General features: G+C 57.1%; 12 protein-coding genes. All 12 read right to left on the bottom strand.

The annotated features are described in order from the left end of the window. Positions 1 to 298: 298 nt before the first annotated feature. The 12 genes from AABO57_08885 to AABO57_08940 all read right to left on the bottom strand — a co-directional run bounded on the left by AABO57_08885 (position 299) and on the right by AABO57_08940 (position 14,324). Entirely contained in the window at positions 299 to 1,057 is a 759-nt protein-coding gene (locus tag AABO57_08885; GenBank protein ID MEK6285840.1) for a lytic transglycosylase domain-containing protein, read from the bottom strand. Then, positions 1,054 to 2,082 (bottom strand): TrbG/VirB9 family P-type conjugative transfer protein, encoded by a 1,029-nt coding sequence (locus AABO57_08890; GenBank protein ID MEK6285841.1) that lies wholly within the window; start codon positions 2,080 to 2,082, stop codon positions 1,054 to 1,056. The genes AABO57_08885 and AABO57_08890 overlap by 4 nt, the downstream gene beginning before the upstream one ends. A gap of 544 nt (positions 2,083 to 2,626) precedes the next feature. After that, on the bottom strand, positions 2,627 to 3,397 hold the full coding sequence (locus AABO57_08895) for a hypothetical protein (protein MEK6285842.1): 771 nt from the start codon (positions 3,395 to 3,397) through the stop codon (positions 2,627 to 2,629). Next, positions 3,394 to 3,948: a dTDP-4-dehydrorhamnose 3,5-epimerase gene (rfbC, locus tag AABO57_08900; protein ID MEK6285843.1), complete on the bottom strand. Its 555-nt coding sequence runs from the start codon at positions 3,946 to 3,948 to the stop codon at positions 3,394 to 3,396. The genes AABO57_08895 and rfbC overlap by 4 nt, the downstream gene beginning before the upstream one ends. A 62-nt stretch (positions 3,949 to 4,010) precedes the next feature. Then, a complete protein-coding gene (locus AABO57_08905; protein ID MEK6285844.1) occupies positions 4,011 to 5,123 on the bottom strand; it encodes a DegT/DnrJ/EryC1/StrS family aminotransferase in 1,113 nt (370 codons plus the stop codon). Further along, positions 5,120 to 5,557, bottom strand: coding sequence for an FdtA/QdtA family cupin domain-containing protein (locus AABO57_08910; GenBank protein MEK6285845.1), 438 nt, complete (start codon positions 5,555 to 5,557; stop codon positions 5,120 to 5,122). Before AABO57_08910 ends, AABO57_08905 begins: the two co-directional genes overlap by 4 nt. A gap of 152 nt (positions 5,558 to 5,709) precedes the next feature. Beyond that, positions 5,710 to 6,804, bottom strand: coding sequence for a polysaccharide biosynthesis/export family protein (locus AABO57_08915; GenBank protein MEK6285846.1), 1,095 nt, complete (start codon positions 6,802 to 6,804; stop codon positions 5,710 to 5,712). A 114-nt stretch (positions 6,805 to 6,918) separates the two neighbouring features. Continuing rightward, positions 6,919 to 8,196 (bottom strand): hypothetical protein, encoded by a 1,278-nt coding sequence (locus tag AABO57_08920; GenBank protein ID MEK6285847.1) that lies wholly within the window; start codon positions 8,194 to 8,196, stop codon positions 6,919 to 6,921. Between the two features lie 189 nt (positions 8,197 to 8,385). Next, positions 8,386 to 9,261 (bottom strand): hypothetical protein, encoded by an 876-nt coding sequence (locus tag AABO57_08925; GenBank protein MEK6285848.1) that lies wholly within the window; start codon positions 9,259 to 9,261, stop codon positions 8,386 to 8,388. Positions 9,262 to 9,601: 340 nt separating this feature from the next. Continuing rightward, complete coding sequence (locus tag AABO57_08930) at positions 9,602 to 12,997, bottom strand: ExeM/NucH family extracellular endonuclease (protein MEK6285849.1); 3,396 nt, start codon at positions 12,995 to 12,997, stop codon at positions 9,602 to 9,604. Positions 12,998 to 13,206: 209 nt separating this feature from the next. Next, positions 13,207 to 13,644 carry a GtrA family protein gene (locus tag AABO57_08935; protein ID MEK6285850.1) on the bottom strand — a complete coding sequence of 146 codons (438 nt, stop codon included), beginning with the start codon at positions 13,642 to 13,644 and terminating at the stop codon, positions 13,207 to 13,209. Further along, the gene (locus AABO57_08940; protein MEK6285851.1) at positions 13,644 to 14,324 is read right to left on the bottom strand and encodes a CDP-alcohol phosphatidyltransferase family protein; all 681 of its coding nucleotides are present in this window, start codon (positions 14,322 to 14,324) and stop codon (positions 13,644 to 13,646) included. Before AABO57_08940 ends, AABO57_08935 begins: the two co-directional genes overlap by 1 nt. Between the last annotated feature and the right edge of the window lie 15 nt (positions 14,325 to 14,339).

Here is a 14,339-nt window from a genome sequence, read left to right on the forward strand (position 1 = left end):
ACTTGATTCTGTCTATTGGTCGAATGGTGCGAAAACACCTAAGGGCATCCCGCCTTACGTCATTGACTCTGTCGCCCTCAGAGTCAAAGCTTTCGGAATTCTCCCTCGACATCAACCATGACGGAATCCGTATCCGGGAATTTGCAGTTATTTTCGAATCGATCAGAGTTTTCTTGAAGAGCAGGATGGGTCAAAAGAGGTGGGACGACTTATTCTCCCGCGTGAGCTTCTTAATCAAGTAAAGCAACCGGGCCATGTTCGCGGGCTTGGTATGTGCGCGTTGTATCCGGCACCGAAATCACTTGCCGGATCGCGCTGCGTCGCCGTTGGAGGACGTGAATCGGATGATCTGATTGTAGGTGGGATTCTTCACACCGGGCAGCTCCGCCGGCTTGATCGCTTCCACTGCGGGAGCGGCCGGAACTGATCCAAGATGTATGTTGCTGTAGCGCGAGTAGATCGTTCGCACGTAGTTCTGCGTTTCCACAAAAGGAGGTATGCGATAGCCGTAAAACTCAACCGCGCCCTCACCGGCGTTGTAGCCCGCGAGTGCGAGTCTGACATCCCCGCTGAATCGATCGAGCAACCATCTCAGATACTTTGTTCCACCCAGGACGTTCTCGCGCGGATCAAAAAAATTCTTCACGCCGAACCTGGTGGCAGTTGCAGGCATGAGCTGCATCAGGCCCATCGCGCCTTTCACCGACACCGCCGAGCGGTTGAACGCGGACTCCGCTCGCATAATAGAAACAATAAGGCAGGGGTCCAATCCGTTCAGAGCGGCGGCTTCCTGAACGAGCGCGTCTATCGCAGCATTCCCCGAGGAGATGTGATGTCCGGTAAGAGCAGCCGGCACTTTGATCAGCGTAGCTCGCTGAAGCGCCGCCGCGTCGGCTGCCTTTCCCCTCTTCAATTCCTCGGCGCGTGCGCGCTCCTGATCTTCGTTGGTGAGCGGCACCGGCGGCCGTTCAGGCGGCGAGAGCGGACGCTGCTGCGCCGAGGCGCTAACAGCGGAACACACTAAGATGAGGATTCCTAAAACCTTTTTCAACATCATTGATTGATCGTTACGTGAGCAAGCTCGGCGCTGTCTTCGCCGCGAACGAACAGCGTGAGCTTTTGTTTGGCTCCAACCTGCTTCGGGTCGAAGACGATGACGCCCGTCAGAGACTCACCCGGGGCGAGCAGATTCTCCGCCTTGCTTTGATTGACAACGGCCGTAAGCGGGCTCGCCTCTTTTCCCAAGCCCACCTCGAGGGACATCGCCGTGAATGCAAAATCCTTGTCACCGGTGTTCTGAATGGTGTAGCGCAGGTACGCCTTGTCGTCGAACTGGAGCATTCGCGGATCGAGAGTGATGACGATCTTCTTCGCGGTCACGCGGGTGTTGCTCACTTTGGCTTCGCGTAGTCCCAACATCAGAGCTTGCATGAAGCGCCGCTCGATTTCCTGATCGGCCCGCTGCGGCGCCAGTCGCTCGGCCTCGGCAAGTTTGGCGTCGGCCTCGGCAATCTTTCTATCGGCCTGCTCCTGCGCGTTACGAATAATCTCGCCGGCCTTTTGACGAGATTGCTGCTCTGCGTCTGCTTTCAGGCGTTCGAAGTCCGGCGCCGGCTTCTCAGGCTCGGAACCACGTTGATCGGGCGCGGGCGGCGGCGCGCTTGGGCTCGCACTAGTTGCCGGCGCCATGTCGGTAACGTTGACCATGCGGTGTGCCTGAGTTGTAGGAACTATGGTCAGATCGAAACTGTAGGTGCGCTTGCCGTCGGTCTTCACGAACATGTTGCTGGCGCCTTTAGGCGAGACGGGCTTGATGAAGACTTCATTGCCGGGATGGTCGGGTTGGCCGCTGCGCTGGACAACGAATGTGCCCTTCCCGGTGGCCGCATCGTACAGATCGCCGCAAATGATCTCTTGAACTGCCTCGGGAAAGCGGATCATCGTAGTGATTCCCTGAGCGGTTTTAATTTCTCCGATACGATCCGCATTCAATGCAAGCGTAGTGACAGGCGACTGCGCGCGCGCGCTCGAAACTGCTCCGAACGACATCAATAAGATTCCGAAGGTTACGACTACTTTCAATCTTGCCTCCCAGCTTGAACCCCGAGTACAGGACACTTCGAGACATCAGCGCGCAGTTAAGTATTGTGCAAAAGAAACGCTAGCTAAATCAAGGACAAAGTTCGACGCGTACACACAGGCCGCAATCAGAGCGCGCGAAGCTGCCTGGTTACTACGGCGTTTGCTGGAAGCCTGCGCCTGGTGCAGGCAGGCTGAGCTTTTCGACTATGTATAGAGCCAGCAACGTCGTAATAAGCAGGGTCAGCAACACGCTAATAATTGTTCTCAGTGCGTGACGGCGCTTTGATGGATCACCGGTGCGAAGCCAGCCTCGCCAACCGCACTCGCGGCAACGGTAAGTCTTGTACGAGGTCAATGCCTTGACCAGCTTCTCATTAAGCCCTCGCGTATGAGATCTGTGGGTGTGCCCTCCGCATTGAGGGCAGAGCATAGGACTCAAAGATTGCGCCCTCCTGTATTTGCTGCTAACGACAAACGCCCCGGCGTGGGTCATCGCCGAGGCGTCTTTCAAATCTCAGTCACCGAAATCAGGTGAACCTTCGCTCTACGTTGTCGGACTGGTCGGCGTCGTTGGTCCCTCGTTCCCACCCTCGTCGCCTATCGCGATGCCAGCGGCGACCGCGGCTCCAAGCCCTATCAAAGCCAGCAGACCCAACAGACCGGGGCCTATGAACCCACCAGCGCCTTTGCGGCCTTCGCATTCAACCTTCACGTCAACGCCCCCGGTGGAAGTCGCATCAAACGGCCTGTCATAGTCTTTCTTCTGACCGGCGCTGAGCGTTTCCTGCTTGGGCTCTTTCACGTCAAGCGCGCCGCGCCGTACCTCTACCTCGGTCTTCGCGCAGTTCGTTCTGATCTCGAGCAAGCCCGCCGCGCATATCAGCGTAACGGTGGTGTTGTCACCGATCTCGACTCGCCCAAGCGCACCCAGATCTACTATCGCCTTTCCATTCGAGCTGGTGCTTAAGACGCTCCCGGTCATTACGGTTGCGCCAGTTTGCGCAGGGTTGCCGTTGATCGTGACCTGACCGGATTTCACCGTGAGCGTGCCCGTGCAGTCCTGAATAAGATACGGGTCGACTGCCGGCTTGCTCACTTCGGGCGCGGCGAACGCACGGAGGGTGAAGACGGTGGCGACCGCCATCGCAAGTACGAGGCTGATCGGCACTCTGGGGTAACTCGTCCGCAATTTCATGTTTCCTCCGTGACGCGGGAAGCTTTGAACTATGCGTTCCAGGTTAGGCCCTCCCAGAATATGAGATCGACTGGCAAGAGTCAACAGCTTTTTCGCCGCGGCCGGCATAGCTGACTTCATTTGTACTCCGGCAGCTCAGCCAAAGCAATGTCACCGAGCGCCGGGTTTGTTCGATCCTTAGCGGACAGAATCGGGGTCTGTATGCCCCACTTGATCCCAATGTCCTGATCGTTCCATGCGACGCCGCGCTCGAACTCGGGACGGTAGAAGTCGCTGCACTTGTACAAAAACTCAGCGGTCTCGGTTAAAACCAGATAGCCGTGCGCGAAACCGGGCGGCACATACATCTGGCGCTTGTTTGCCGCCGAGAGCACGCTGCTTTCCCACCTGCCGAAATGCGGCGAACCGCGTCTGATGTCGACTACAACATCGAGCACTTCTCCCTGAACTACGCGGCAAAGCTTCACTTGAGGGTCCTTGATTTGATAGTGCAAGCCACGCAAAGTGTGTTTGACCGATCTGGCATGGTTGTCCTGAACAAACCGGTGTCTTATTCCTAGCTCGGCCAACTTGAGCTCGTGATAGCTTTCGAAGAAAAACCCCCGTTCATCCTCTAAGACAGTGGGCTCGATCAAACAGACACCGGGAAGCGAAGTATCAATACGTTTCATCAGTCGGCCTGGGTCACCGTGGACTTTTGATCACGCCTTATGAGATGGCAAGCGAACGGTTGTTAGTTTTGGATCCTGAATGATCGCACGCCTTCGATTACTCGCAGAACGCCAGCATCAGACAGCTGCGCCCCCATCGGCAGGCTGAGAACTTCGCGATGGATCGCTTCGGTAATTGGTAGTCGCCGGGCCGAAAGAGCCAATTCCGGATAGGCCTCCTGCAAGTGTGGCGGGACGGGATAGTGAACCAGCGTGTGAACGCCACGGCTCTTCAGATATGCCTGTAGCTCATCGCGCCGTTGACTCCTCACTACGAACAAGTGCCAGACAGGGTCCGCGCCCTCGCACACTGCAGGAAGCATCAGGCCGGTTTCTCGCAGCTCTTCAAGATACTTCGCTGCAATCCGCACTCGGCGGCTGTTCCATTCGTCCAGATGCTTAAGCCTCACTCTAAGCAGAGCCGCCTGGAGCTCGTCGAGACGGCTGTTGATACCCTTCTCGTCGTTGTAATACTTGATCTTAGATCCGTAGTTGCGAAGCAAGCGCACTTTGTCGGCTAACTCATCGTCATCAGTCGTCACCGCGCCCGCGTCGCCATAAGCTCCAAGATTCTTAGTGGGATAGAAGCTCCACCCCGCAGCGTCGCCAAGACTGCCAACCTGGCGGTCCCGGTACCGCGCCCCGTGAGCCTGCGCTGCGTCTTCGATAACTTTCAACTCGTGTTTTCGCGCGAGGTCATTGATCGGGCCCATATCCGCCGGCTGGCCATATAGGTGAACGGGAAGAATCGCTTTTGTTCTCGGCGTAATCGCTGCCCCGATGCGTCGAGGGTCGATGTTGTAAGTTCCCTCGGTCGGCTCAACGGGAATTACCGTTGCTCCAGCTTGGGAAACCCCGAGCCACGTCGCGATGTAAGTGTTCGCCGGAACAATAACCTCATCGCCCGGCCCGATCCCATACGCACGAAGGATCAGATGCAACGCTTCGAGTCCATTGCCTACTCCGACGCAATGTTTTGTGCCGCAGTAGGCCGCGAACTCTTTCTCAAACTCTTTCACTTCTTCGCCCAGAATGTACCAGGAGGAGTTCATCACCCGCTGGTAAGCGGCGTCCAGTTCATCTTTTATTTCGATGTAGGTTTGCCCTAACTCCAGGAATGGGACTTCTGCCGTCATGCCTTAACCGCCCTCAGGAATTCGTCATAGTCTTCTATGTACTCGTCGGGATCGTACACGTCGGAGGCAAGCACCATTAGCACCGCGTCACGAGAGAATTGTTTCTCGGTCGCCCAGATTCTCGGAGGTACGTAAAGAGCTAGTTCGGGTCTGTCGAGCCACACCTCGTCGCGAGCCCTTCCATCGTCGAGCGAGACCAGGCACGAACCTTTCACGCATACGAGAAGCTGATGCACCTTGCTATGTGCATGTCCACCTCGCGTCTGCCCCTCGCCGACATCGAAGACGATGAAGTACCGCTTAGGCAGGAAAGGCAACGTCTCTTCATACTGAGCGAAAGAAAGGCTCCCGCGTGGGTCCCGAATGAGAGGTAACTCTTGAAGGCGAACTGCCGCAACGCTGCAACCCTCAAGCAACCGGGCTTCTGTGGACATTCACCAAGGTCCTTTCAACAAAAAAGAAGGTGAGAAGAGCCTCCACTCGGGTTGCCTGCGCAGCTCGGAGTAGAACGGTAAATCACCAATGGTGGTCGTCCTCGCAGCCAGCCTTTCGCAGCTCCCGTTCGATGACGACGCATCTCTGTTCGCTAGCGAATTATTCCTCGTTGCGCCGAGGCCATCCCCATGGCTTTTAGTATCGAATTGCCAACGGTCTTGGCTCTGCTGTTAGGAACTATCACCATATCATTCGCCAGGATCTCGATGTCTTTCCCTCCCTTCATCACCGCGCCGATGTCAACCTGTATCTCCAGGCGCTTGCCGGTGGCCAGATCTTGACGGAAGATGACACCTTTCCCCATTGCGGCGTTGAGCGTTGTGCCCTGTGATAGCGCAATGGCCTGTCGTAAAGTCGTCCCGTCGCTTAAGCGAAAAGATCCGGGCGCATTCACCTCGCCCGCCACGAAGAACACATCGGCTTGCGGTATGTTTACAATGTCACCCGGCTCGACGTAGGCGTTCTGATCGAAGCGTCCCTGAAACAGGCCGCTGATGTTCACCGTCTTAAGCGTGTAATCGGGGACTGGTTCTTCGGCCGGACTCGCGGTTTGAGTCGTTTGATTCGCTACAACAGCCGGCGACTGTTTGGTAGTTCCGTCAGCGTCGCTCGACAAATCGGCTTTCTTGTTGCTCTTGACCTCGCGAATGATGAATGCAGTAGAGCCGTGGTTCTCAGCCAGCCCCCCCGCGACGTTAATCAACTTCAATAGCGACGGATGGCCTTCCATCTGATAAACGCCCGGCGACCTAACTGCCCCCTGTATGAAGAAGGTGCGGCTGTAATACTGCTTCACTACCACAAGCACCTGCGGGTCTTTAAGGTAGCGGTTACGCAGTGTGTCGCCAATGAACCTGGACAGTTCCTCGGGCGTCTTGTCTTGCGCCTTCACCCGCTTTAGATAAGGCATCAAGAAAGTGCCGTCGGCGTTGACCTGATATGTGTTTGATAATTCGGGTGCGTCTTCCACTCGAACCTCGATCACATCGCGAGGACCGATGCGGTAGTCCTGATCGGGCGCGACCACGATCGACGGTGTTGTGTTTTGCTCGACAGGCGTGGAAGGCGGAAGCTTGACCTGCGGCTGCTGGCGAGTCTGCGCCGCCGCCGGCGCAAGCGCGACAACGAGTAGCGTGATCATTGCTCCTATGAGGATTGGCTGCGTCGTCCTGGTTTCGTCGCTCATACCCGTACTCCTATTGCGAAACAGCGTCGTGGCCGGCGCCGTGAATCCTTCGACCGCAAGAAACATCAGCGGCCGCGTCTGTGTTTAGGGTTCGAATTATACACCCGGCATCGATCACTTACTATGTTCCCTTATCGAGAAGTCATCGAACCACACGGTTCCCCGCGTCGGTTCGTCGTAGCTGAATTTTGGCTTGCGTTTTACTGAGACGAAAGCGCCGTTCGCGTTTTCAGGCGCCACAAAGTCGACCGTGAGGCGTTGCCAATCGCTTGACCCTCGAGCGACAGGCTCGGACGCGGCTATCCAGACCGGCGAAGCGCTGCCGGTCACCACCACCCGCGGACCTTCGGGAGTTTCAAAGCCGCTCGTCTTGGCGTAGCACTCAAGCCTGTACCGCGCGCCCGGTCGAAGCAGCACCATCTGCTTGACCTCGTTGTCGAGGCGGGTTGTGTCTTGCCCGGCGAAATCTATCCTGAGCGATCGCGAACCTGATCGAGCTACCGTTTCGTCTATCGCGAGCCGCGCATATTCGGTTCGTCCGAGTGACCACTCGAACTGTGCGAAATCCTTTGCAATGTCTGATTCAAAGCTGCCATTCCAAATTGGCGCCGACTGTCGGTCGCTGCCGGCGAGATCGCTCAAGAGATCGCGCGCCGTCTCTAACTTTCCGGCGGCGATGAGCGTATCCAAAAACGCGGAACTCTCCCTGGACGAGGCTATGCGGTCTCTGCGATCGATGCTGCTGAAGATGCTCGCCGCTTCCGCCGGTCGCGAAACCTTGAGCAGAAACTGCGCCAGCGCCAGCCTGGTTCTTGGATCGTTCCCGCTGACGGCCTGGACGGCGTTGACGTCTCCGCCCGAGGCACGCCACACAAGATCCAGTGTCCCGGCCAGGAGTTCGCGATTGATGATGACGGCGATGCGGAACTCATCAAGCGACTCAGTCAGCTTACCCTCTCTCACCAGCAGGTTCCCGAGCCGATAGTGAACGCTCCAGTAGTTTGACGCCAGAGCGCTCGCCGATTTCAGCGATTCTTCCGCGGCTGCCCGGTCGCCGCCGGCTTCCTTGATCGTGGCCAGCGTAAGCCTGAATCGGTAGTCGTGGGGCGATAGATTCACCGCGCGTTGCGCATGCGACTCGGCCCGCCCCAGATCGCGATCGCTCTGCGATAGTTCGGCCGAGGCCAGTCGAGCATTCAATCGCGCGGAGCCCGGAAAGTATTCGACAGGCACTCGGAGCATGTCGCGCGTCACCGCGATCCGATAGTCGGCAAGCGTGCCAATGACGAACCGCGATACTATCAGCGCGAGCAGCAGCAAGCCGCCGGCAAACGCCCCCATTGCGAGCGCTAACCTTCCGGCCGGTTTGGTTAGATTCAGCTCAAGAACCATGCGGTTTAGCGAGTCTGGTGTTATCGAAAAGCGACCGGCGGCGGCGGCCGTTTGCGCAGGCTTCGCCCCAGGTCGGTTGAACCCAAAACGGGAAGCCGCAACAAGCGGCGTTAGCACTTTCAAATGACGCGGTTCACTGACCCCGCGTTCGTTCTAACTCGCGCCTGGCGATTGCCAACACAAACGGCGTCACTGGCGACCCAGCCTTTCGAAGATGAAATCCACAACCTGGCCGGCCTCACCTCTATTGCCTTTCAAGACCTGAGCCTGCGACGCGACCAGCCGGACAGCTTCGAGCATCCTCGCGGGTTGCCGGCGGGCGGAAACGGTGTTGGCCATGAGCTCAAGCGCGCCTTCGCCTGCTGAAAGCTCGCGCGGACGCCATCTCGCCCCAGGCTTGTATTTGCTCACGACAACCAGCCCGACCGGCAGAGGCTTGACTCCTGACCGTCCCCCCAATGCTTCGACCCGATATTTTTTCGATTTCCCGGGATGACCGTTCTCTCGGATCGACAGCGGCCTCGCGTAATGATGCACGCGACCTTGATCGTCGAGCACGGCATACTCGTCAGAATAGTAGATGGCTCCTGCCTTCACCAGCGCCGCAACCAGACTGGTCTTTCCGCTGAAGCTGCGTCCGGGTATGACGATCGCTTTTCCTCGCCAGCCGACCACTCCCGCGTGCACGAAGACTCTGCGCGGCGCGGTCTCCGCCACGAAAAGCTGCAGGTCCGATTCAAACGCGTCAATCGCTTGCTTCATCGTAGACGCGCCGGTTATTTTCTCCTCATCAGCATATACGCGAGGGAGCCGTTGACCCTTGCCGCGCGGTTCCTCGACGCCGAGTACGAACGAATATAGTCGATCCACGACGCGTGAACGCGAGGGCTTCCACCCGGGCGGCAAGCTAAGCAGAATCCGATCGAGGGTCCTCTTCCTATTGGCCCGAACGCCAAAGCACACTCCGTACGACGTGAATGAGAGGCTCTCCGCCCACACTCGGCGGTCTAAATCGGAAATCTTACTTTGCTCGGTGTTCAGACGAAGAGAATTTGACTTAGGCACCCATGCCCTCCCGATCGTTCTTTTTCTTTCCCAATCAACGCTCGCGGCGCAGTTACGACGGCACAATGGTCGGATCGCCAAAGAGCATATCATTATTAGCGCCGAATTTTGCGCCGGGCTCGACTGTCGCTCACAGCATCAACCGTGGGGGCTAACAGATCACGAATAATATCAAGTCAAGGTTAAGCACCGGCCCCGGGGTGAGTCAACCTTCTACTGCGTCGAAAGAAAAAAGGGACCATAACCAGGCTTATGGCCCCAGAGGAATCCGGTTTAGAAGAAAAGCCCGCTCACTTTCCATGTGAACGGGCTATTGACTCGAGCGATGCTTGTTAGCCCATTATTTGAACTTGAAGTTCGCTCGATGAATGGTGCCGTCAATCAACTTCACAACCAGTTGCCGGCAGGTGTTGGCCCAGGTCTTATCTGTTTTCCAGACGTAGCTGTACTGATTAGTGGTGGCATCGAAAGACAGGCCGGTTGATCCAGCCGCTACTGTCGACTCGGCGCCTTCCACCTCGGCCGTCGAGCCACAAGGTATTACTTGCGACTTGGGATAACCAGTTTGGAAGATCCCCAGTCCCTTGTTACCGCCCAGGCTGAATTTTATCTGTACGGAAGAGCCGGCCTTCACCAAGTTTACTGCTGGGAGGTTGTCAATCGGAGGGAAGAAACCGCTGAAGTTGTAAATCACAAATACGGTCGCCTCGTCGGTTGCAGTAAGACCACCATCATCGGTGACTTGCACCTTGATCGTATGCGTGCCAGGAGCAGTCAATGCGGCAGCCGAAAAGGTCGCGGTCTGGCCCGGCGTCTCAAAGCTGCCATTGTTGTCGAGGTCCCAGGCATAGGTGAGAGTCCCGCCGTTCGGGTCGCTCCCCACCGCACTTACCAGGACGGATCCGCCTTCAACCACCGAGTACGGTCCGCCCGCATCGACTGTTGGGGGGTCGTTAAGGGCCAGCCCCACGACGACTGGGTCGTGATCAGACGCGCGGAATGCGCCCGGATCATAGAACGTATTAACCTGATTGACTGTCTTGAACTCGACGTTGTAGTCGAGGACTACCGGCTCATCAGCATTGATATGCCACTCGGTCGCGCCTGTCACTTGCGAAGACAGGGTTGCGCTGGCCAGCGCGTGATCAAGATAGCCTGACTGCCCGTCGAATTGGTATGAGTAGGCATCGGCTCCCACGAAAGCATTTATCAGCTCAGTGTAGCCGGCGTTCTTGATCACGGTGATCGGGTCTTCCTTCGCATAAGAATTGAGATCGCCCATGATCAGAAAGTCCGGATCGCCGCTGCCAGTGGGGTCTGTCGCAAGCCAGTTAACCAACGCCGTGGCAGCGTTGGTGCGGGTCAAGTTACAGTTGCCCTGACCATCACCTGTATCAGGGTCACCTATGTCAGCGCAGGCCGAGCCCTTTGACTTCAAGTGATTGACCACGACCGTGAATTTCGCGCCCGTCGAAATCTGACTAAACGTCTGAGCCAGCGCCGGACGATTTCTTGTGTCAATGAACAGCGGGTCCACCGTCGTAGTGAGAATGGCGTGTGAGCCGACAGGCGCAACGGTCGCGGGCTTGTAGATGAACGCGACGCGAATTTCATCTGTCCCGACCACTCCGGTATTAATAAAGGCATAGGTGCCAGGCGCGGTCGCTGCGTTCAGGCCGGCTACAAGGTCTTCAATGGCGCTGTTGGGGGTCGCGTCATTTTCTATTTCACTCAACCCCGCAATATCAGGATTGATGGTCGTAATCGAGTTGATGATCTTGTCTCTCTGGCGTGTGAACTCAGTCGTTGTGTCTGCGCCTCGCGCAGTCGGGAATCCTCCGCCCAGCCCGTCACCGTTGAAATAATTCAAGACGTTGAGGCCGGCGACTTTAAGCGTGCCGCCAACAGCAGCGTGCGCGGCCGGTCGCGGGTTATCCGCGGTAAAGCTGATCGGACCCACCGGTTGCACTCGGTAAAGCCCGAACCTCTGCTCCAGCACACCGGTCAGGCCGCTGACCTTGTAACCCACCCGCAGAGTGTTGAAGGCGCTCAACCCTGGAGCAGGATAAAGCGTCGGGTCGATGTTTTGAAGGTTGTTGGCGTCATCGAGCACTATGCGTCTGCGGTCGTTGAGGTCTTGTTGCGCGATAGCCAAGGCGCCGGGCGTTGTGATGTTGGTCGGATTCAACAGGCGTCCGTCTACAGAAAGACCGACTTCCCCGAATCGGCCAAGGGTGAAGTTGTCGGTAACGGTCAAATCTTGCAGAATGTCGATCCGCATCCCCTCGTAGCGTTCCCAATCAGCGATGCTTGCGACTGGAAGCGTAACAGTTGAGGACGAGGGAAGGCTGTTGCCGGAACTACAGACAGAGAGTGCGGAAACACTTGTGAGTTCGGTCAGGGTAACGCCGCTGGTTAAGAACTCGGTGACGGTGCCCTTCACACGAACCTTATCGCCGACATTAACCGCGAAGCTGGTGTTGAAAACAAAGATCCCTTCCGACGTCGCGGGATCAGCATCGGCATCGGCATCTTCCTCTTGCACGAAGTAGCCACTAAACTGGCCGGCTCCCTGATAATCGCCGACGACGATCCCCTCAATTACCACATTCGTCGCTCCAACGATCGGGCTGGCCGGACCGCTACCCTGGATGGCGTGAATAAGAGTAGCCGGGTCGCCGCAGATCAGTACGACCGGCGTGGCAAAGCTGAAGGCAAAGTCCGCTGCCATTAGGTCTGGCGGATCATTCGTATCCAGGTCAGTCACCTGGCTCGCCACAATTGTCACGGTGACAGATTCGTTATTAACAAAATCGATGGTGGGATCGAGGGTGAAGGTCGTCGGACCGCCGCTCACCGCAGCAGCATGCGAGCCACTCGAGGTGCCGACGATCGTGAACCACGTGCCGCTCACGTTTACAGCTTCGCTGAAGTTGACTGTGATGGACGCGTTCAGGGCGACGTTGGTAGCGCCGTTGATCGGAACAGTACTAGCTACCGCTGGCGCAGCATCGCCAACACAGGTATTTAGTGGAGAGCTCGTGTTGCGTGGGTTCGGCGTAGCAGCAGCAAAATCGGACGCGTTGTTATCCGTATCGGTGCAGCCGCCCAGTGCCCGGAAGGCAGCAAGTATAGCCGATAGAGTCGGCGCGGCTCCGGCTCCCTCGAAGAAGTTCGCATTGCCGTAGCCGACTAGGTCCACGATAGTGGCAAGCGCGGCAGGTGTGCAGGGTTGCCCAACGCTTCCGTTGCAACCGAGAGGAGTTGTTGTGTTGACCAAAGCCACTTTCCCTGCGCCAGCGGCCATAGCAATTGGAGTTGCATCGGTAACGTCCGGTGTTGGAAGCGGTGAACCGACAGCCGCGTTTGTAGCTTCCTGAATCAAAAAATACTGGCCCGGAGCAATGGAACCAGACAAAGGTGTGATCAGATTAGTTGCGGAGCCGAAGTTACCGGTGCCAGTTGCGCTCGTATACTGCACCGACCATCCGGCCAGTGAGACCGTGGTAGTGCCACGGTTGAATAGTTCGATAAAGTCGTGAGTGAAGGTCGCGCCGACGTTGCCGCCGCCGCCGTACACCTGACTGATTACGACTCCGCTTGAGATGCCTTGGACTCGGGGGGGCGACGCAACCAAGTAGGCTGCAGATAGAAAGATCGTTATCAGAAGCAGAACGGAGGCGTTCCGCCGTACACGCACAGCTATTCTCTTCCCAGGACTTGCTTTTCTTTTCATGTTGAAAGGCCTGTCTTGCAGCCAAAGACCAGAGGGTGGTCAAGGGTAGAAGACTTAAGCCGACTCCTTTAGCTTAATTTTGTGACTTGAATGCCTTTTTTTCTAAGGCTTAAAGCTCAATGGTAAGGCGCATTCTATCTGAGGCCACTCCTGCGGGCAAGGCGGAAACGTGCGGCGGACAGGGCGGAGCGCCAAGAATCAACTCGCGCCTAGATGAATACCAAACGGTCGGCTAGAGCGAAGTTCACCAGAGAACAGATTCCTATTGTAATAAGGTTCGCCGCATGCGGGTTCAGATTGAGCAGACCCACCAGTAAGAACATCACCGCCAGGTTGCCAATCAACGACGTCGCTCCGTTCATCGCGTTAAACCGCAGCAGAGAATGCGAGGCCCGAGACTGCGGACGGTCAGCCCAGGTCCATCGTCTGTGCCAAACGAAATTGTGCAGCACTGATGCTTCAACCGCGAAAGCGGTCGCGATCAAATAGTGCATTCCCGCAACCCGCAACAGAACGGCAAGCGTCGCCGTTTGCACGATGACACCCCCGGCCCCAACCGCGCTGAACCTGGCGAAGCGATGGAAGACGCCCGTCCGTTCGAGCCCGGTCTCTTCTCGTGGATGACTGCCTGCGCGAGCGCCGTTCATCAAACCCTCTCCGCGCGATACAGCGTTATGGTGTTTCGCGTGACTGAAACGAGCAGCACGACCGCCATCAACGCCACGGCTACGATGGCGCCGATATCGAAGAACAGGTACGTGTCGCCCAGTACCTGAGTGGTCGGATGCCCCATTGCTCTGATGTTGCCAATGGCGAGCAGTATTCTTAGCTCGGTCGGGCTGAACTTATAAAACGAGAGCTTGAAAGTCCCAATCGTATAAGTCGCAAGATAGACGTCGATCGACAGCATGAAGTAAGTCACCAGCGTTGCGAGCGCGATCGTCCACGACATATAGCCGGATAGCGCCAGTCCGCAGATCACGAACAGAATGCCGAACGCGTCGATGATGTGGTCGACGTAAAAGCCGTATCGCGGTCTCTGTTTGTTGCGGGCGCGGGCTAGCGTTCCGTCGAGACTGTCGCCAAACCAGTTGAGCGCGAGGCACAGGTTCACAATCAGAAGCGCGGGCGGCCACCACCTCGCGAGTGCGTAGCACACACCTGCAGCCAGCATCGCGGCCAGACCCAGCAGCGTGAGGTGGTCCGACTTGACCCAGCCCGGCATATGACTCGCCAGCCAGCTCAAACAAATGCGCTCGAGCGGCGCGAGCATGCTCGTCTGCTGTCGAACCGCACTCTTGAACTCGGGATTGAGTTGAGGTTCCATTGTAAGATTTTTTTC

The sequence above is a fragment of the Acidobacteriota bacterium genome (assembly GCA_038040445.1).
GTDB lineage: Bacteria > Acidobacteriota > Blastocatellia > UBA7656 > UBA7656 > Onstottus_A > Onstottus_A frigus.